At 66.2% G+C, this 18,116-nt stretch carries 17 protein-coding genes; 10 read left to right on the top strand and 7 right to left on the bottom strand.

What is annotated here, in order from left to right:
- Positions 1–32 precede the first annotated feature (32 nt).
- The 6 genes from GTZ97_RS06325 to GTZ97_RS06300 all read right to left on the bottom strand — a co-directional run bounded on the left by GTZ97_RS06325 (position 33) and on the right by GTZ97_RS06300 (position 6,987).
- The gene (locus GTZ97_RS06325; protein WP_161649728.1) at positions 33–950 is read right to left on the bottom strand and encodes a TPM domain-containing protein; all 918 of its coding nucleotides are present in this window, start codon (positions 948–950) and stop codon (positions 33–35) included.
- 17 nt (positions 951–967) lie between these two features.
- The gene (locus tag GTZ97_RS06320) at positions 968–1,591 is read right to left on the bottom strand and encodes a LemA family protein (RefSeq protein WP_161649727.1); all 624 of its coding nucleotides are present in this window, start codon (positions 1,589–1,591) and stop codon (positions 968–970) included.
- 103 nt (positions 1,592–1,694) lie between these two features.
- Positions 1,695–1,907 (bottom strand): hypothetical protein, encoded by a 213-nt coding sequence (locus GTZ97_RS06315; protein WP_161649726.1) that lies wholly within the window; start codon positions 1,905–1,907, stop codon positions 1,695–1,697.
- A 185-nt stretch (positions 1,908–2,092) separates the two neighbouring features.
- On the bottom strand, positions 2,093–4,888 hold the full coding sequence (locus tag GTZ97_RS06310) for an ExeM/NucH family extracellular endonuclease (protein WP_161649725.1): 2,796 nt from the start codon (positions 4,886–4,888) through the stop codon (positions 2,093–2,095).
- A 73-nt stretch (positions 4,889–4,961) separates the two neighbouring features.
- Positions 4,962–5,639, bottom strand: a complete 678-nt coding sequence (gene rsxB, locus GTZ97_RS06305) for an electron transport complex subunit RsxB (protein ID WP_161649724.1) — start codon at positions 5,637–5,639, stop codon at positions 4,962–4,964.
- 43 nt (positions 5,640–5,682) lie between these two features.
- Positions 5,683–6,987, bottom strand: coding sequence for a polyhydroxyalkanoate depolymerase (locus GTZ97_RS06300; protein WP_161649723.1), 1,305 nt, complete (start codon positions 6,985–6,987; stop codon positions 5,683–5,685).
- A gap of 224 nt (positions 6,988–7,211) precedes the next feature.
- On the opposite strand from GTZ97_RS06300, the gene GTZ97_RS06295 reads away from it, so the two are divergent.
- Together GTZ97_RS06295 and GTZ97_RS06290 are read left to right on the top strand one after the other, a co-directional pair.
- A complete protein-coding gene (locus GTZ97_RS06295) occupies positions 7,212–9,251 on the top strand; it encodes a PhoX family protein (RefSeq protein WP_161649722.1) in 2,040 nt (679 codons plus the stop codon).
- Positions 9,252–9,283: 32 nt separating this feature from the next.
- Positions 9,284–9,916, top strand: a complete 633-nt coding sequence (locus GTZ97_RS06290; RefSeq protein ID WP_161649721.1) for a PEP-CTERM sorting domain-containing protein — start codon at positions 9,284–9,286, stop codon at positions 9,914–9,916.
- A gap of 380 nt (positions 9,917–10,296) precedes the next feature.
- On the opposite strand, the gene GTZ97_RS06285 is transcribed toward GTZ97_RS06290, so the two are convergent.
- Positions 10,297–11,496 carry an amino acid aminotransferase gene (locus tag GTZ97_RS06285; RefSeq protein ID WP_161649720.1) on the bottom strand — a complete coding sequence of 400 codons (1,200 nt, stop codon included), beginning with the start codon at positions 11,494–11,496 and terminating at the stop codon, positions 10,297–10,299.
- 106 nt (positions 11,497–11,602) lie between these two features.
- Between GTZ97_RS06285 and uvrB the strand changes: the two genes are divergently transcribed.
- The 8 genes from uvrB to hscB all read left to right on the top strand — a co-directional run bounded on the left by uvrB (position 11,603) and on the right by hscB (position 18,109).
- Positions 11,603–13,744 (top strand): excinuclease ABC subunit UvrB, encoded by a 2,142-nt coding sequence (gene uvrB / locus GTZ97_RS06280; RefSeq protein WP_161649719.1) that lies wholly within the window; start codon positions 11,603–11,605, stop codon positions 13,742–13,744.
- Positions 13,745–13,848: 104 nt separating this feature from the next.
- A complete protein-coding gene (locus GTZ97_RS06275) occupies positions 13,849–14,097 on the top strand; it encodes a hypothetical protein (RefSeq protein WP_161649718.1) in 249 nt (82 codons plus the stop codon).
- A 34-nt stretch (positions 14,098–14,131) separates the two neighbouring features.
- A complete protein-coding gene (locus tag GTZ97_RS06270) occupies positions 14,132–14,632 on the top strand; it encodes a low molecular weight protein-tyrosine-phosphatase (protein ID WP_236651050.1) in 501 nt (166 codons plus the stop codon).
- A gap of 216 nt (positions 14,633–14,848) precedes the next feature.
- Positions 14,849–15,382, top strand: coding sequence for a Fe-S cluster assembly transcriptional regulator IscR (gene iscR, locus GTZ97_RS06265; RefSeq protein WP_161649716.1), 534 nt, complete (start codon positions 14,849–14,851; stop codon positions 15,380–15,382).
- Between the two features lie 122 nt (positions 15,383–15,504).
- On the top strand, positions 15,505–16,725 hold the full coding sequence (locus GTZ97_RS06260; protein WP_161649842.1) for an IscS subfamily cysteine desulfurase: 1,221 nt from the start codon (positions 15,505–15,507) through the stop codon (positions 16,723–16,725).
- A 15-nt stretch (positions 16,726–16,740) separates the two neighbouring features.
- Positions 16,741–17,127 (top strand): Fe-S cluster assembly scaffold IscU, encoded by a 387-nt coding sequence (gene iscU / locus GTZ97_RS06255; protein WP_161649715.1) that lies wholly within the window; start codon positions 16,741–16,743, stop codon positions 17,125–17,127.
- Positions 17,128–17,194: 67 nt separating this feature from the next.
- Positions 17,195–17,518 carry an iron-sulfur cluster assembly protein IscA gene (gene iscA / locus GTZ97_RS06250; protein WP_161649841.1) on the top strand — a complete coding sequence of 108 codons (324 nt, stop codon included), beginning with the start codon at positions 17,195–17,197 and terminating at the stop codon, positions 17,516–17,518.
- A 66-nt stretch (positions 17,519–17,584) separates the two neighbouring features.
- Positions 17,585–18,109 carry a Fe-S protein assembly co-chaperone HscB gene (gene hscB, locus GTZ97_RS06245; protein WP_161649714.1) on the top strand — a complete coding sequence of 175 codons (525 nt, stop codon included), beginning with the start codon at positions 17,585–17,587 and terminating at the stop codon, positions 18,107–18,109.
- Positions 18,110–18,116: the final 7 nt, after the last annotated feature.

Below are 18,116 nucleotides of genomic sequence, written 5' to 3'. Positions count from 1 at the left end.
AAGGGGGCGCGCGTGGCGTACGGTCAATCAGGTCACCAGCGGCCTGACGCGCCGCCGCCGCCGAACGAGCCACCGCCGCCCGATGAGAAGCCGCCACCCCCGCCGAAGCCGCCGCCGCCCCAGCCGCCTCCGCGCGGCGGCCCGCCCCAGCCGCCATGTCGACCGCCACTGTGCCCCATGGCCAACGCCAGCACGAAGGCCAGCGCTGCGCCCACTGCGCCCATCAACAGGCTCGTGGTGACCACCCACACGAGGCCGCCGCCGAGTGCGCCCGTGGCCGCGGCGCCCAGCTTGCGGCCCAGCATGGCGCCCAGCACGCCCGACACGATGGGCACGCCGAACAACCCGAAAACGAGCAACTGGTTGAGGTCGATGTCGCCAGCTGGCCGGTCAGAAGCCGTGGGCGGCGGCAGCGCCTCACCAGCGATCAGTTTGCCGATCTGTTCGACGCCAGCCTGCAGGCCGCCTGCGAAATCCCCTTCGCGAAACCGCGGGGTGATTGCGCCTTCGATGATGCGGCTGGCGGCCAGATCGGGAATGGCGCCTTCGAGCGTCCTGGCCACTTCGATGCGGACGGTGCGGTCGTTCTTGGCCACGATCAGCAGCACACCATCCCCCACGGTCTTGCGGCCGATCTTCCAGGCGTCCGCGACGCGCCAGGCGTAGGCGGCGATGTCTTCTGGCTGGGTGGTGGGCACGAGCAAGACCACCACCTGAGACCCATGCTGCTGCTCTATGGCGGCGAGTTGGGCCACCAGCGCCTGACGCTGCGCGGCGTCCAGCGTCTGGGTCTGGTCGATCACGCGGTCGCTGAGGGCGGGCACAGGCAACACCCCGCCCGTGCGGTCGGCTTGCGCCCAGGCGGCGACCGGGCTGCTCACCAGCATCAGCCCGATCACGAGCCAGACACCGAGGGCGAGCAAGGGCCCGAGAGGCCACGAACGCCGCATCCGACGCACCAGCATGGTCAGCGTGTGCCGAAGTCGACGGTCGGGGGCGCACTGATCTGCGCCTCGTTCTGCACCGTGAAGTTCGGTTTGGGTTCGTAGCTGAAGACCATGGCCGTGAGGTTGGTCGGAAAGCTGCGCGCCAGCACGTTGTACGCCTGTACCGACTGGATGTAACGGTTACGGGCAACGGTGATCCGGTTTTCGGTGCCTTCGAGCTGCACGCGCAGGTCCTGAAAGCCTTGATTGGCCCTCAGGTTGGGATAGTTCTCGGTGACCATCATCAGTCGCGACAGCGCGCTGGAGAGCTCGCCCTGGGCCTGCTGAAAGCGGTTGAAGGCCTGGGGATCGTTGATCAGTTCGGGCGTGGCCTGGATGCTGGTGGCACGGGCGCGGGCCTCGACCACGCGGGTGAGCGTTTCCTGCTCGAAGTTGGCCTCGCCCTTGACGGTGGCCACGATGTTGGGGATGAGGTCTGCGCGGCGCTGATACTGGTTGAGCACCTCGGACCAGGCTGCCTTGTTCTCTTCGTCGAGCCGCTGGAAGTCGTTGTAGCCGCAGCCGCTGAGGGCCAGGGTGGCGCCCAGGGCGCTGGCCAGCGTCAGCCGGCGAATCAGGAGAGCGGCGGGGCGGGTGGCAGACATCGGTGATCCTCGCTGTGGTGATGGGGCACGCCCATGTGGGCACACCGCCACAGCATAAATCAGGCCGCCGTCTCCGCTTTCAAGGGGGCGTTGCCCCCATCCCTCAGGCGGGCTGCAGGTTGACGCAGGACAGGATCTCGTGCGCCTTGGACGAGGGATAGCGGTCGCGCACGATCCGGATCGCGCCCATGGGCGTATCGGCCATCACCTTGAGCACGCGCTTGACCGCCTGCTGGGACGGCTTGATGACCACGACGGTCGAGACTTCGAACAGTTTGAGGGCCGGCTCGATGGCCAGGTTCATCAGGGCACGCATGGGCATCTCCACTTCATGACGAACAGCGTCGGGGCTCGTCACGCCATGAGCATGCATTTTGCGGGCCAGGCGTGACAGCGGAATGACCCTGGCTGCCCCGTGAAGTTCTGTAATGTCCCCACCTTGCGAAAAATCAAGGTCGTGTGGGGCGCGGGAAACAGGGTTGTCCCGCGCCCCTGGCGGTGTCACTGCCGCAGGTCGCGCGAGGCCACGAAGGCGCCAGCGCGTACGCCGCGCAGGGTCGCCAGTGCGCGTGCGGCAGCCGGGCCCTGGGTGCCATCGGCATCGAAGCGCACCTCCAGGCCCTGTGCGGTGTCCACCAGCACGATGTGGCCCGAGGCGAGCAGGTCACTCGAGGCCACCTGCGCCCGCAGTGCGCTCACATCCACCTGGTCTTCGCCCGGGGTGAAGTCACTGATGGTGTCTCCGCCATCGCGCGCGCTCAGGTAGACGAACAGGTCGCGGCCTGGGCCGCCGGTGATGCTGTCCGCGCCGGCCAGACCAGCGATCCAGTCATCGCCCGCGGTGCCTGAGAGCGTGTCGCGGCCGGCCGTGCCCAGAATGCGCTTGCGCAGGTCGAGGCCGACGATCACGGGGTCGTGGTCCGACGAGCGGTAGGGTGTCGCGCTGTAGTAGTCGGGCCCGCAGGCGGGGCAGGCAGGCTGCTTGAATTCGAGGTTGTAGTCGATCACCGAAGGCTCGTCGGCGTTGATGGCCCACGCGTGCGCGCCCGTGACGCGCTCGGCCAGCGCAGCGGTGGCCTGCGCGTGGTCGAGATAGCCTTGCTCGCCGTCGAACACATACGTGGCGGCAGCCTCACCCATGCTGCGCGCCAGCAGATCGACGTAGCCAGCCGCAGCAAGCGTCAGGATCGGGTCTTCCTTGCCGTAGGCGTTGAGGTCGCCGATCACGAGGGCGTGGGCGTGCTGGTCCTGGGCCAGCACGTCCTGCACGAAGCCGGTCAGTGCCTGGGCCTGCGCCACGCGGGTGGCGTTGTAGCAGCCCTGGCCGTCGCCTGCATCCTGGTCCGCACCGGCGGCACCGCCGCAACTCTTGGATTTGAAGTGGTTGACCACCACGGTCAGACGCTCGCCATTGGGCTGCGTGAACGTCTGCGCCAGCGGCGGGCGGTTGTGCACGCTGCGTGTGTCGCTGCGGGCCTCGCCCAGCGGGCTGACTTTGGCGGGCTTGTGGATGAAGGCGACCTTGATCTCGTCCGTGCCCGTGCCGTTGGCGACGCTGGGCGGCGGGGTGATCGCGTAAGCCTCGTGGCCCAGCGCGGTGTTCAGGCCCTGGACCAGATCGGCGATGGCACTGCGGGGGCCCACGCCATCGTTCTCGATTTCCATCAGGCCCACGATGTCGGCATCGATGGCCTTGAGCGCTGCAATGATCTTGGCGCGTTGACGCGCAAACTCGGCCGGCGTGCTCGCGCCGCGCGAGGTGGGGAAGCCAGCGCCCAGCCCGTCGCCGTTGAAGTAGTTCAATACGTTGAAGCTGGCCACCTTGAGGTTGCCGCCCACATCGGCCGGCGCAGCCGTGCGCGGGTTGCTGCGCGTGAAGTGCACCGGCTCGGTCGGGTGGATGCGGTAGTCCGCCAGACCGGTGTTGCTGGCAGTGGCCAGGCCGTAGTCGACGACGCCGACCAGCCCGCTGATGGTGTCGCCTGCGCGGTGGGTGTTGTCTTCACCGATATAGGGCGTCGGGTGGGGGTTCTGGCGGGTGCTGCCGTCATCCAGAATGACGCGGCGGCGGGCATTGCTGTCGGCCAGCGCCTGCGCGTCTGCGCTGCCGGCAGGGTGCAGATTGGTGGGCTTGCGCAGCCGGCCCTCTGCCGACAGGGTGATCTGGCCATAGCGTCCCAGGAAGTAGTTCTGGCTGGCCGTCAGCGTGGTGTCAATGCGCACCAGCATGCCCTCGACCTGCTCGAGGTCCCCCTCGGTCAGCTCCGGAAAGACGATGGGTGTGGGCGCGATGACGTGGCCGCTGCCCAGGGTCTGCAGGTCGGTGACATTGCGCAGTTGGGTCACGGGATTGGCGGCTGTCAGCGTGTTGCTGGCCGCCCCGGTGTTGAACTCGTCCACCAGACCAGTGAGGCGCACGAGTTGGGTGGGGGACACGGTGGGCGCCGTGCTGGTGAAGACGAAAATGCCTTCTGAGGTGGCGGGGTCGTTGTCTGGGGTCAGCGACTGCATGAAGAAGCCGTTGTGGGTCACCAGTGTGACCACGCCTTCGGTGCGTACCGTCTGGCCCTGCAGCGGACTGACGATGCCCGCGCCCTGGATCTGGTGGATGGGCACAAGGGTCGCCACAGGCGGTGGGGCGATCGTGCAGGTGGCCGCGGCCGTGGCGCTGTTGCGCGGGGCGGGCGTGTCGGCACGGAAGTCGGCCGCGTTGTCGTTGGTGTCGGTGCAGCCTTGTGCGGCCCGCCATGCGGCGGTGGTGCTGCTCAGCGCCGGGGCGGGGCCGCTGCCTTCGTGCAGATTGGCTGCGCCATAGCCAACCAGATCACGCAACTGGGCGCTTTGCGCGGCGCTGCAGGCGGTGCCGCCGCCACAGTTGAGCGCGGCGGTGCCCTGTACCAGCGCCACCTTGCCGGCGGTGGCCGACAGGGTGAGGTTGCCGCTGGCATCCAGTGCGGGCAGGGTGGCGCCCAGCGTGCCGCTCGATACACCGACGAGGAAGTAACGCCGGGGTGCCACGCTGGCATCAGGCAAGGCCATCACATTGCTGCTGACGCTACCGATGTTGCCAGTGGCCGAGCCGTATTGCAGCGACAGGCCGGCCAGCGGGACGGGGGTTTCGCCCGCGTTGAACAGTTCGATGTAGTCCTGACGGTAGCTGGGGCTGCCAGATGTGGCGCCGCCACCGCCATAAACCTGGCTGATGACGAGTTGGGCATGCGCCGGCGGTGCGGTGATGCTCAGGCTGGCCAGGGCAGCCAGGACAGAAAGGGACAGTCGATTCGGGGACAAGGCCATGTGACACCTCGGTTGGAGATGCCGGGCAGTGTGGGCGGCCGATGTGTCAGCGTGATGGGCCCGGTGCCCGTGTTCATGGGCCTTTCGAGCCATCCCCACGTCGTGCGCGGGCGCGGGCCAGGGCGGCCTCGATCACGGCGCGCTTGCGGTCGAGTTCGGCCGGGTCGGTCAGCTTTGAGGCTTCGGCCAGGTTGGCCAGCTTGGCCTCTGCCTTGGCCTGCAGTCGCGCCTCGTTCTCGGCCTGACTGCGGGCCTGACGGGCCTTGTGCGCATGAAAGCGCACGCGCGCCTCGCGGGCCTGCTCGGCAGACCAGGCTTGCCAGCCCGTGGGCATGGTGTCGGCGTCGGCATGCGCTGGCACGAGGCTGATGCAGTCGACCGGGCACACAGGGATGCACAACTCGCAGCCGGTGCAAAGGGATTCGATGACCGTGTGCATGCGCTTGTTGGCGCCCAGGATGCTGTCGACGGGGCAGGCCTGCAGGCACAGCGTGCAGCCGATGCACCAGGTTTCATCGATCACGGCAAGCTGGCGCGGGCCTTCCTCGCCGTGCGCCGGGTTCAGTGGCAACGCGGGGCGCCCGGTGAGCGCGGCCAGCCGGGCCACCCCCTCCTGGCCACCGGGCGGGCACTGGTTGATCTCAGCCTCGCCGGCCGCGATGGCGTCCGCGTAGGCGCGGCAATCCGGGTAGCCGCAGCGTGTGCACTGCGTCTGCGGCAAGAGGGCGTCGATCTGCATTGCGTCCACCATGATGGGGACGCAGTGTAGCCGCCTCAAGCCGCCTTGGTCAGCTTCACGCAGCTGCAGTCGCTGCGTCCTTGCGGCGTGCGGGCGGCTTCATCGGGGCCTGGTGGCTCAGGATGAAGTCACGGATGCGCGGGTAGGCCATCTCACGCCAGCGTCGGCCCGAGAAGATGCCGTAGTGGCCGGCGCCGATCACGTCGTAGTGCTCGCGGCGGTTGGCCGGGATGCCGGTGCACAGGTCGTGCGCCGCGCGGGTCTGACCCGCGCCCGAAATGTCGTCCAGCTCGCCTTCGACCGTCAGCAAGGCGGTCGTGCGGATGTCCTGCGGACGGACCAGCTCGGGCTCGCCTTCCGGGTTGCGCACCATCCACGTGCCGTTGACCAGTGCAAAGTCCTGGAACACGGTCTTGATGGTGTCCAGGTAATACTCGGCCGGCATGTCGAGCACGGCGTTGTACTCGTCGTAGAACTGCCGGTGCGCCTCGGCGCTGTCGCCGTCACCGCGCACCAGGTCGAGAAAGTAATCGTAGTGCGAGGTGGCGTGCCGGTCGGGGTTCATGGCCACGAAGCCCGTGTGCTGCAGGAAGCCCGGATACACGCGGCGGCTGGCGCCCGGGTAGTTGGGCGGCACACGGTAGATCACGTTGGCCTCGAACCATTCGAAGCTCTTGTTCATGGCCAGGTTGTTGACCGCCGTGGGCGACTTGCGGGCGTCAATGGGGCCACCCATCATCGTCATCGTGCGTGGCGTGGCCTCGCCGCGGCTGGCCATCAGCGAGACGGCCGCCAGCACCGGCACTGTCGGCTGGCACACCGAGATCACATGCACCTCGGGCCCAACCTTGCGAATGAATTCCTGGACGTAGTTCACGTAGTCATCCAGGTGGAAGGCGCCCTCTTCGAGCGGCACCATGCGCGCATCGATCCAGTCGGTGATGTAGACCTTGTGGTCCTGCAACAGGGTGCGCACGGTATCGCGCAGCAGCGTGGAGTGGTGGCCCGACAGCGGCGCGACCACCAGCACCGAGGGCTGGTCGCGCATCTTTTCGAGCAGCGCCGCGTCATCGGTGAAGCGCTTGAAGCGGATGAGCTTGCAGAACGGCTTGGCGTCGACAACCTGCTCCTGGATGACCACATCGGTGCCGTGGACGTTGACCTTGGTGATGCCGAACTCGGGCTTCTCGTACTCCTTGGTCAGGCGGTGCATCAGGTCGAAGCCTGCGGCCATGCGGTGGGCCGACGGAATGTGGGCAAACGGCGAGAGCGGGTTGCTGTACAGCTTGGACGTGGCGCTGGCGAATTCGGAAAAGGGGCTCAGCCACGCACGGTGCGTTTCGTAGAGCTGATAAAGCATGGGACACCTCTGGAATGGGTTTGCTGCACTGCAGCATAAAGAGTTTTTTTCATCTTTGCACGGTCACACGTCACATGAGGGGCAGATAAGGCGGGCCAAGACCAGCTATTCGGACAACCGTTTGGCGTGTGACCTGCATCACACAGTTGTCACATCCGATGCCTAACCTGCGCGGCGAGCAGATCCCCAACCGGCGCCCTTGCGCCCCCGCAGGAGTAAACACGATGTCCAGCTGCATGCACCCCGACAACGACCAGACGATCAACCCGTCGGGCAACACCTCCATCCGCGACGTGATGGCCGCCTACACTGGCCGCCGCAACTTCCTCAAGGGCTCGCTGGGCGCCGCTGCCGTGATGACCCTGGGCGGCTTTGGTCGCGATGCCATGGCTTACACCACGCCGTCGTCGTCGCCCGCCATCACCTTCACCGGCGTGCCCGCCAACCTGGCCGCCACCTTTACTGACAAGATCACCGTGCCGGCCGGGTACACCGCCAAAGTGCTGATCGGCTGGGGCGATGCCATTGGTCGGACCGGTCCGGCTGCCAATGCCCACTGGGATGCTTCTGGTGCCATGACCGAAGCCGTGCAGTTGACCACCTTTGGCGCGCACAACGACGGCATGCACTTCTTCCCGTTCCCGGCGGTGGGCGCGCAAGGCGAGTCCAACGACCGCGGCTTGTTGGTGGTGAACCACGAATACGTGGACCCCGGTCTGGTGCACAACACCACCTCCTACAGCACCGACACCATCACCAAGGCCATGGTCGACACCCAGCTGGCCGCGCACGGCGTCTCGGTGATCGAGGTGCGCAAGAACAAGGGCGAGATGCAGGTGCAGCGTCCTTCCGCCTTCGCCCGCCGCATCACCGGCAAGACGCCTTGCCGCATCAGCGGCCCGGCCGCCGGCCATGCGCTGATGAAGACCGCCGCCGACCCGAGTGGCTCGGTCGTGCTGGGCACGCTCAACAACTGCGCCCACGGTTACACCCCCTGGGGCACCTATCTGACGTGTGAAGAAAACTTCAACGGCTACTTCGGCACCACCCCTGCCCAGCTGGCCAGTGCCCCGCTGACCAATCTGGAGCGCCGTTATGGCCTGTCGGCCGGCGGCTTCGGCTACCGCTGGCATGAAGCCGATCCGCGCTTCGACCTGCGCGCCACGCCGAATGAAGCCAACCGCTTTGGCTGGGTGGTCGAGATCGATCCGTGGAACCCCAATGCCATCCCCGTTAAGCGCACCGCGCTGGGCCGCTTCAAGCATGAGAGCGCCGGCTACGCCGTGGGCGATGACAACACCGTGGCCGTCTACATGGGCGACGACGAGCGCAACGAGTACGTCTACAAGTTTGTTTGCGCCAACAAGTACAACCCGCGCAACCGCGCCGCCAACCGCGACCTGCTCGACAGCGGCACGCTGTACGTGGCCCGCTTCAATGCCGATGGCACTGGCGTGTGGCTGCCCCTGGTGTTCGGCCAGAACGGCCTGACCCCGGCCAACGGCTTCAGCAGCCAGGCCGATGTGCTGATCAACACCCGCGCGGCCGCTGACCGCGTGGGCGCCACCATGATGGACCGCCCGGAGTGGGTCGCCGTGCACCCCACGACGCGCGAGGTGTACATCACGCTGACCAACAACAACCGTCGCGGCACTTCGCCGGCCTCGGTCAACGCGGCGGACGGCAGCACGACGGCCGCCTCCGCCCGCCCGCCGGTGGACGCGTCCAACCCGCGTCGCGACAACCGCTACGGCCACATCCTGCGCTGGAAAGAAGCCAACAACGACGTGGGCGCCACGACGTTCGAGTGGGACATCTTCGTTGAGTGCGGCGACAAGCTGGCCACCGCTCCGCACCTGCAAGGCAACATCATCGGTGACGACCTGGGCGCACCGGACGGCCTGTGGTTCGACCAGGATGGCCGTCTGTGGATCCAGACCGACCAGCAAGGCGATGGGCTGGGCGACTGGGCCAACATCGGCGGCAACGTGATGTCGTGTGCCGACCCGGTCACGCGCCGCATCACGCGCTTCATGACCAGTCCGCGCAACTGCGAGGTCACCGGCGTGATCAGCACGCCCGACGGCAAGACCATGTTCGTTGGCATCCAGCACCCCGGCGAAGACTGGTCCGGCAGCTTCACGGCCCGCAGCACCTGGCCCGACAGCGGCGTCAACGGCGCCACCACACAAAAGACCGTCGCCAAGCCCCGCTCGTCGGTGGTGGTGATCACCAAGGACGATGGCGGCGTCATCGGCACCTGATGCGATCTACCGTTTCAACAAGGAGTTCAAGCATGAAACACATTCCTTCCCTGCTGGCCGTGGCCGCCGCCCTGGTGGGCGCCTCCGCGCAGGCCGCCCCTGTGATCCTGGCCGATGGCAGCGTCATTCCTGACGCAGTCGTCGTTGACTTTGAAGACTTCGATGGCTTCATCACCGGCGGGCCGGTGGCGGTCGGCTCGGGCGTTACCTTCACTGGCAACGATGAGTCGGTGGTCGGTGCCTTTGTGGCCGATCTGGGCGCCAACGGCATCTGGGGCCTGGGCAACCATTTCGTGGCCAGCACGGCTCCCGGCACGCTGACCTTCACGTTCGACGGGCTGACCAGCGCAGCCGCCGCGTTCGTGAACCACTACGCCCCTTCGCTGGGCAAGGGCAACATCACGGTGTCGGCTTACGGCGCCAGCAACAACCTGCTGGAGTCGTTCACCTTCCCGCTGGTGACGGGCCCGTTTAGCATCAGCGGTGGCTTCTACCTGGGCTTCATGCGCGACACGGCCGACATCCGCTCGATCGCGTTCAGCGGCAATGCCGTGGTGGTCGACAACCTGACCTTCACGACCCCGGTGCCTGAGCCCACCTCGCTGGTCCTGGCCGTCGCCGGCTTGGCCGCTGTGGGCCTGGTGGCACGCCGCCGCCGCGGCTGACGGCGCGGGGGCTGCAGCTGTCGCAACGCGAGATCGTCCGGGCGGCGGGGCAGACGTCCGGGCTTCAAGGTGGGCGGTTCAGCCTCAAGGGCTGAACTTCCCTGCGATGCTCGCCGTGGGCTTGTGCCGTGGAACTCGCTACGTGGCCTTGGGCCACTTCGCTCAGACAGCCACGGCAAGCATGACGAGGCGGCGCGCTGACGCGCGCTTCAAGCCCACGGCTGCGCGTCTCGGCGCCCCCCAGGCGCCCGGCCGCCCGCCCCGCCGCCCCCCCTGAAGCCATGACGGTGGGCCATGTCGCCACAGCCCGCCCGACATGAGCACGCCACAAAAAAGCCCGGCCAAAGGCCGGGCTTTTTTCTTGGAGGCTCAGCCTCCGATCACATCACGGCCTTGATGGCGTCGGCCACGTACTTGATGTTGCCGCTGTTGAGCGCGGCCACGCAGATGCGGCCAGAGTCGACACCATACACACCGAACTCGCTGCGCAGGCGCTGCATCTGGGTGGCGTTCAGGCCCGAGTAGCTGAACATGCCCTTCTGGCGGGTGATGTAGCTCAGGTCGCCATCCACGCCGGCCTTTTTCAGCTCTTCGACCAGCGCGCCGCGCATGACCTTGATGCGGTCACGCATCTCGGCCAGCTCGTCTTCCCACATCTGACGCAGGGCCGGGGTGGTCAGCACGGTGGCCACCACCTGGGCGCCGTGCGTCGGCGGGTTGGAGTAGTTGGTGCGGATCACGCGCTTGAGCTGGCTCAGCACGCGGGCGCACTCTTCGGCTGTTTCGCTCACGATGCTCAGGGCACCCACGCGCTCGCCGTACAGCGAGAAGCTCTTGGAGAAGCTGGTCGACACGAAGTAGCTCAGGCCGGCGTCCAGGAACTTGATGACCACGGCGCCGTCCTCGGCGATGCCGTTGCCAAAGCCTTGGTAGGCCATGTCCAGGAAGGGCACCAGACCGCCGGCCTTGCACACGGCGATGACCTCGTCCCACTGGGCGTCGGTCATGTCGTAGCCGGTCGGGTTGTGGCAGCAGGCGTGCAGCAGCACGATGGTGCCAGGCGCAGCGGCCTTCAGCTTGGCGATCAGGCCGTCGAAGTTGATGCCGCGCTTGTCAGCGTCGTAGTAGGGGTAGGTGTCGACGGGGAAACCGGCCGATTCGAACAGGGCGCGGTGGTTCTCCCAGCTCGGGTCGCTGATCAGCACCTGGGCGTTGGGGTTCAGGCGCTTGAGGAAGTCGGCGCCCAGCTTCAAGCCGCCCGTGCCGCCGATGGCCTGGGCCGTGGCGATGCGGCCACCCTTGACCGCGGGATGTTCGGCGCCGAAGACCAAGCCTTGCACCGCCTTGTCATAGGCCACGATCCCGTCGATGGGCAGGTAGCCGCGGGCCTTGGGGGCTTCGAGCATCTGCTTTTCAGCGGCGGCCACGCACTTGAGCAGGGGCAGCTTGCCCTGATCGTCGGTGTACACCCCCACGCCCAGATTGACCTTCTTGGGGTTGGGGTCGGCATTGAATTGTTCGTTGAGGCCCAGGATGGGGTCACGGGGGGCCATTTCAACGGAAGCGAACAGCGAGGCCATGCAAGCAGTCTCCGGACGGTTGGGATAAGCTGAAAGATTCGATGGGGCGCTTTTGACGCCCCGAAGCCATCGGGCAAACCCTTTATTCTAGCCAAGCGCCGTCCGGATGTCTGAGCCGATTTCACGCCCCGCCGCCCCCGCCCCTGTTGACACCCCCGCGCCCGCTGCGGCAGAGGGTGAATTCGTGCATTTTCCGGATTCACCGTTCGAACTCTTCCAGCCCTACCCGCCAGCGGGCGACCAGCCCACGGCGATCGACCAACTCGTGGAAGGGGTGCAGGATGGCCTGAGCTACCAGACCTTGCTGGGTGTGACTGGCTCGGGCAAAACCTTCACCATGGCCAACACCATCGCCCGCCTGGGGCGCCCGGCCATCGTGTTCGCGCCCAACAAGACCCTGGCCGCGCAGCTGTATGCCGAGTTCCGCGAGTTCTTCCCCAAGAACGCGGTCGAGTACTTCGTCAGCTACTACGACTACTACCAGCCTGAGGCCTACGTACCGCAGCGTGACCTGTTCATCGAGAAGGACAGCGCCATCAACGAGGCCATTGAGCAGATGCGGCTGAGCGCCACCAAGAGCCTGCTGGAACGCCGCGACGTGGTCATCGTGGCCACCGTGTCGGCCATCTACGGCATCGGCAAGCCCGAGGACTACATGCAGATGGTGCTGATCGCCCGCGTGGGCGACAAGCTCGGCCAGCGCGACGTGATCGCGCAGCTCATTCGCATGCAGTACAAGCGCAACGACATGGACTTCGGGCGCGGCACCTTCCGCGTACGCGGCGACACCATCGACGTCTTCCCGGCGGAGCACAGCGAGCTGGCCGTGCGCATCGAGCTGTTCGACGATGAGATCGATTCCATCCAGCTCTTCGACCCGCTGACCGGCCGCATCCGCCAGAAGATTCCGCGCTTCACCATCTACCCCAGCAGCCATTACGTGACCCCGCGCGAGCGCGTGCTCGTGGCCATCGAGGGCATCAAGGAGGAGCTCAACCAGCGCGTCAAGCAATTGGTGGGCGAGGGCAAGCTGGTCGAGGCGCAGCGCCTGGAACAGCGCACCCGGTTTGACCTCGAAATGTTGCAAGAGGTCGGACACTGCAAGGGCATCGAGAACTACACCCGGCATCTGTCGGGAGCGCGCCCGGGCGACCCGCCGCCCACGCTGGTCGATTACCTCCCGCCTGATGCCTTGATGTTCCTGGACGAAAGCCACGTGATGATCGGCCAGCTGGGGGGCATGTACAACGGCGACCGCTCACGCAAGACGACGCTGGTCGAGTATGGCTTTCGCCTGCCCAGCGCGCTGGACAACCGGCCGCTGAAGTTCGACGAGTTCGAAGGCAAGATGCGCCAGGTGATTTTTGTGTCGGCCACCCCGGGTGACTGGGAAAAGGCCCATACCGGCAACGTGGTCGAGCAGGTGGTGCGGCCCACTGGCCTGGTCGATCCGGTGGTGGAGGTGCGCCCGGCCACGCACCAGGTCGACGACGTGCTGCAGGAGATCCGCATCCGTGTGGACAAGAACGAGCGCGTGCTCATCACCACACTCACCAAGCGCATGGCCGAGCAGCTCACCGACTACCTGACGGACAACGGCGTGAAGGTGCGTTACCTGCATTCCGACATCGACACGGTCGAGCGCGTCGAGATCCTGCGCGATCTGCGCCTGGGCACCTTTGACGTGCTGGTGGGCATCAACCTGCTGCGCGAAGGGCTGGACATCCCCGAGGTGTCGCTGGTGGCCATTCTGGATGCTGACAAGGAAGGCTTCCTGCGGGCTGAGCGCAGCCTCATTCAGACCATCGGCCGGGCCGCGCGCAACCAGAACGGCATGGCCATTCTGTATGCCGACAAGATCACCGATTCGATGCGCCGGGCGATCGACGAAACCGAGCGCCGTCGCGCCAAGCAGATCGCCCACAACGAGGCCCACGGCATCACGCCGCGCACCGTGCGCAAGCAGGTCAAGGAGCTGATCGACGGGGTCATGTCCAACGCCGCGAAGGACGATCTCAAGGCGGCCGAGGCCCTGGCCCGGTCGATGGCCGGCAGCGAGGCGCTGTCCGAGAAAGATCTGGGCAGACGCATCAAGCAGCTCGAGAAAGACATGCTGGAAGCCGCCCGCAACCTGGAGTTCGAAAAGGCCGCGCGCCTGCGCGATCAGCTCGCCATCCTCAAGGAGCAGGCCTTTGGTGCAGCGGGGCATGATGCCGTGGTCGTGCCCATTCAGGCCGGGCGCCGGTGAGACATCACGGGGGCGGACAGCCGGGCGGCTTGCTGTGTGCGGGGCAGGCGCGCACAATCGGTTTGCGCCTGCCTGTGGGCGGGCCGCTGACGAAGGAGCCCACCATGGACAAGCAACTTCACTTGCTGGAGACGTTTCGTGCGCAAGACGCTGCAGGCGCCCTGCGCACCGTGCGCGCCTACGAGCACCTCGTGCGCGTGATGCCAACGGTCGATCCCCTCGGTCAATGGGAACCCACCGGGGTGGTGGAGTATCGGCTGGACGACGGACGGCCACTGATGATGGCGCGTGATGGGGCCTTCCACGCCCTGGACACCGACGAACGCGTGGTACCGCTCAGTGGGCGGGCCTGATCGTCTGCCGCCGCCCGGCACCCTGCGGGTCCTCATGGTTTGCATGGGGAACATTTGCCGAAGCCCCACGGCAGAGGCGGTGCTGCGCCGCAAACTGGAAGAGGCGGAACTGCAGGGCTGGGTGACGGTGGATTCAGCTGGTACCCACGCCTACCACGTGGGCAATCCGCCAGACGAGCGGGCGCAAGCGCACGCGGCGCGACGCGGCTATGACCTGGCCCCATTGCGTGCACGCCAGGTGGCCGAGGCCGACTTCATGCAGCACGACCTGTTGCTGGCCATGGACTGGGACAACCTGGCGCTGCTTGAGGCCGAATGCCCTGACGACCCGGCCGTGTTGCGCAAGCTGCGGCGCCTGGCCGAGTTCATCCCTGCCGACGCCTCCCACGCCGGCGTGGAGGTGGTGCCCGACCCCTATTACGGGGGCGCTCAGGGCTTCGAGCACGTGCTCGACGTGGTCGAGCAGGCTTGTGACGGCCTGGTGCTTCACCTGCGCGCGCGCCTCTCCCAGGCCCAGGGGCTGACCCCGCAGTGAGCGCCCAGCGCTGAGGAAGGGGCGACGCGCCGGCTCAGGGGCTTCCCGCAAGTCCCTCGATTGGGCATGCCTATTGCCGCGATAGCTCACTTCTCAGGGAACACCCGCATTGGAAGTTGATCAAATCAGTGGGTTTCCCTATAATTGACTTAATCGCTCGGGAATAACGCTCCGGGAAACCCCGGAGCAGGCCGAGCCTCTGATAAGGAGTGAGCCATGCGACTGACCACCAAAGGCCGTTTCGCCGTCACCGCGATGATTGACTTGGCCTTGCGCGAGCATACGGGCCCGGTGGCCTTGGCCGCCATCAGCCAGCGCCAACAGATCTCGCTGTCGTATCTGGAGCAGCTGTTCGGTAAGCTGCGCCGCCATGAACTGGTCGAGAGCACCCGGGGCCCGGGGGGCGGTTACTCGCTCGGCCGCAAGGCGGAGGACATCACCGTGGCTGACATCATCGTGGCGGTCGATGAGCCGATCGATGCCACCGGCTGCGGCGGCAAGGAGAATTGCATGGGCGAAGACGGCGGGCGTTGCATGACGCACGACCTCTGGACCAGCCTGAACGCGAAGATGATCGAGTACCTTGATTCGATCAGCCTGAAGAAGCTGGTCGACGACCAGCTCGCCAAGGGGATCTCGGTCGAGGCCCAGCCGGTCAAGCGAGCGATTTCGACGCAGCCGGTTGTCAAGCCGATCAAGGTCACGGCCCCCAACTCGGTCTTCGCGCTGGGCACCGCCCTGACGAAGTGAGTTCTTGTCGCCAGGCTGGCCGTCCCTTCGGTCACCCTTGCGGCAAAAGTGTTGCAAAGGGGTGTGCGCCCGCACGAGCCGGCGCCCACCGATAATTCGTAGTTTTGCCCGGTAGGCAAATGATGGACATGACGCCCCACTTCCCGATCTACATGGACTACGGTGCCACCACCCCGGTGGACCCCCGTGTCGTCGACGCGATGATTCCCTGGCTGCGCGAGCACTTCGGCAACCCGGCATCGCGCACCCACGCCTATGGCTGGGAGGCGGAAGAAGCCGTTGAGAACGCACGCAAGCAAGTCGCAGACCTGATCGGCGCGGACCCGCGCGAGATCGTCTGGACGTCGGGCGCCACCGAGTCCAACAACCTCGCGCTCAAGGGCGCGGCCCATTTCTACCAGTCGCGAGGCAAGCACATCATCACGGTCAAGACCGAGCACAAGGCGGTGCTCGACACCGTGCGCGAGCTCGAGCGCCAGGGCTTTGAGGCGACCTACCTCGACGTCAAGGAAGACGGCCTGCTGGACATGGATGTGCTCAAGGCCGCCATTCGTCCGGACACCATCCTGATCTCGGTCATGTACGTGAACAACGAGATCGGCGTCATCCAGGACATCCCGGCCATTGGCGCGCTGTGTCGCGAGAAGGGCATCGTCTTCCACGTGGACGCGGCCCAGGCCACCGGCAAGATCGACATCGATCTGGCCACGCTGCCCGTCGACCTGATGAGCCTGGCCTCGCACAAGACCTACGGCCCCAAGGGCATCGGCGCGCTGTACGTGCGCCGCAAGCCCCGTGTGCGCCTGGAAGCCCAGATGCATGGCGGTGGCCATGAGCGCGGCATGCGCTCGGGCACGTTGCCCACGCACCAGTGCGTCGGCATGGGCGAGGCCTTCCGCATTGCCAAGGAAGAAATGCACGCCGAGAACGAGCGTATCCGTGCACTGCAGCAGCGCCTGCTGGCCGGCCTGCAAGGCATCGAGCAGATCTTCGTCAACGGCGATCTGGAGCGCCGCATTCCGCACAACCTCAACGTGTCTTTCAACTATGTCGAGGGTGAGTCCCTGATCATGGGCATCAAGGGCATTGCGGTGTCCTCTGGCTCGGCCTGTACCTCGGCCAGCCTGGAGCCCAGCTATGTGCTGCGCGCCCTGGGCCGCAGCGACGAGCTGGCGCACAGCTCGCTGCGCATGACGATCGGCCGTTTCACGACCGAAGAAGAAGTCGATTTCGTGATCACCACCTTGAAGGATCGTGTGGCCAAGCTGCGCGAGCTGTCGCCCCTGTGGGACATGTACAAGGAAGGCATCGACCTGAGCACCATTCAATGGGCCGCTCACTGAATCTGGAGAACTGACATGGCATACAGCGACAAGGTCATCGACCACTACGAAAACCCCCGCAACGTCGGCTCGTTCGAAAAAGGCGATGAGACGGTTGGCACCGGCATGGTTGGCGCACCAGCCTGCGGCGACGTGATGAAGCTGCAGATCAAGGTCAACCCCAGCACCGGCGTGATCGAAGACGCACGCTTCAAGACCTACGGGTGCGGCTCGGCCATTGCTTCGAGCTCGCTGGTGACCGAGTGGGTGCGCGGCAAGACGCTCGACGAGGCGCTGTCGATCAAGAACACCCAGATCGCGGAAGAGCTGGCCTTGCCCCCGGTCAAGATCCACTGCTCCATCCTGGCGGAAGATGCCATCAAGGCAGCCGTCAACGACTACAAGGCCAAACATGCAGCCTGACATCGCTTCGTGCACCAGCGGGCCCGGCAACGGCCCGTTGCCCGAACTCGCCGGTGAGACCGCGGCCATGCGCGTCGAGCTCAGCGAGGCCGCGGCACGGCACATCACCCGTTACCTCGCGCGTCGCGGCAAGGGCGTGGGCGTGCGGCTGGGCGTGAAGACGACCGGCTGCTCGGGCCTGGCTTACAAGATCGAGTACGCCGATGAAGTGGGCTCGGAAGACGTGGTCTTCGAGCAGCACGGCGTGAAGATCCTGGTCGACCCCAAGAGCCTGCCCTACATCGACGGCACCGAACTGGACTTCGTGCGCGAGGGCCTCAACGAAGGCTTCAAGTTCAACAACCCCAACGAACGCGATCGCTGCGGCTGCGGCGAATCCTTCCGGGTCTGAGACGGCGTTTCGGCCTCAACTGGTGCGTCTCGCCCCGCCTCTGGTGGGGCTTGCCTTTTCTGATACATGAACATCGAAGCCGACGACTTCACGCTGCTGGGTCTCAAGCACGCCTTTCAGCTCGAGCGCGCACAGCTGGATGCGGCGTGGAAGACGCTGCAGGCGCGCGTGCACCCCGACCGCTTTGCCGCGGAGGGCGCTGCGGCGCAGCGCGTGGCCATGCAGTGGGCCGTGCGTGTCAACGAGGCCTATCAGCGGCTGAAGGATCCGCTCAAGCGCGCGGCCTATCTGTGCGAGTTGGCGGGCGTGCCGGTGCAGTCCGAGAGCAACACCGCGATGCCGGCCGACTTCCTCATGCAGCAGATGCAGTGGCGCGAAGCCCTTGAAGACGCGGCCGCCCAGCGCGATGTCGAGCAACTGGCCGACGAAGTGCAGGCCGACCGCCGCACCCGGCTCGCCCGCGTCACCCGCCTGCTGGATGTTGAGGCCAACGCCCATTCGGCGGCCCAGGAAGTGCGCGCCCTCATGTTCATCGATCGCCTGCTTGAAGAGATCGATGCCCGACTCGAACAGTACGAAGACGGGGCCTGACCCCGCC

Source organism: Aquabacterium fontiphilum, assembly GCF_009909205.1.
Classification (GTDB): domain Bacteria; phylum Pseudomonadota; class Gammaproteobacteria; order Burkholderiales; family Burkholderiaceae_C; genus Aquabacterium; species Aquabacterium fontiphilum.
This window is presented reverse-complemented; position numbering and strand designations above follow the sequence as displayed.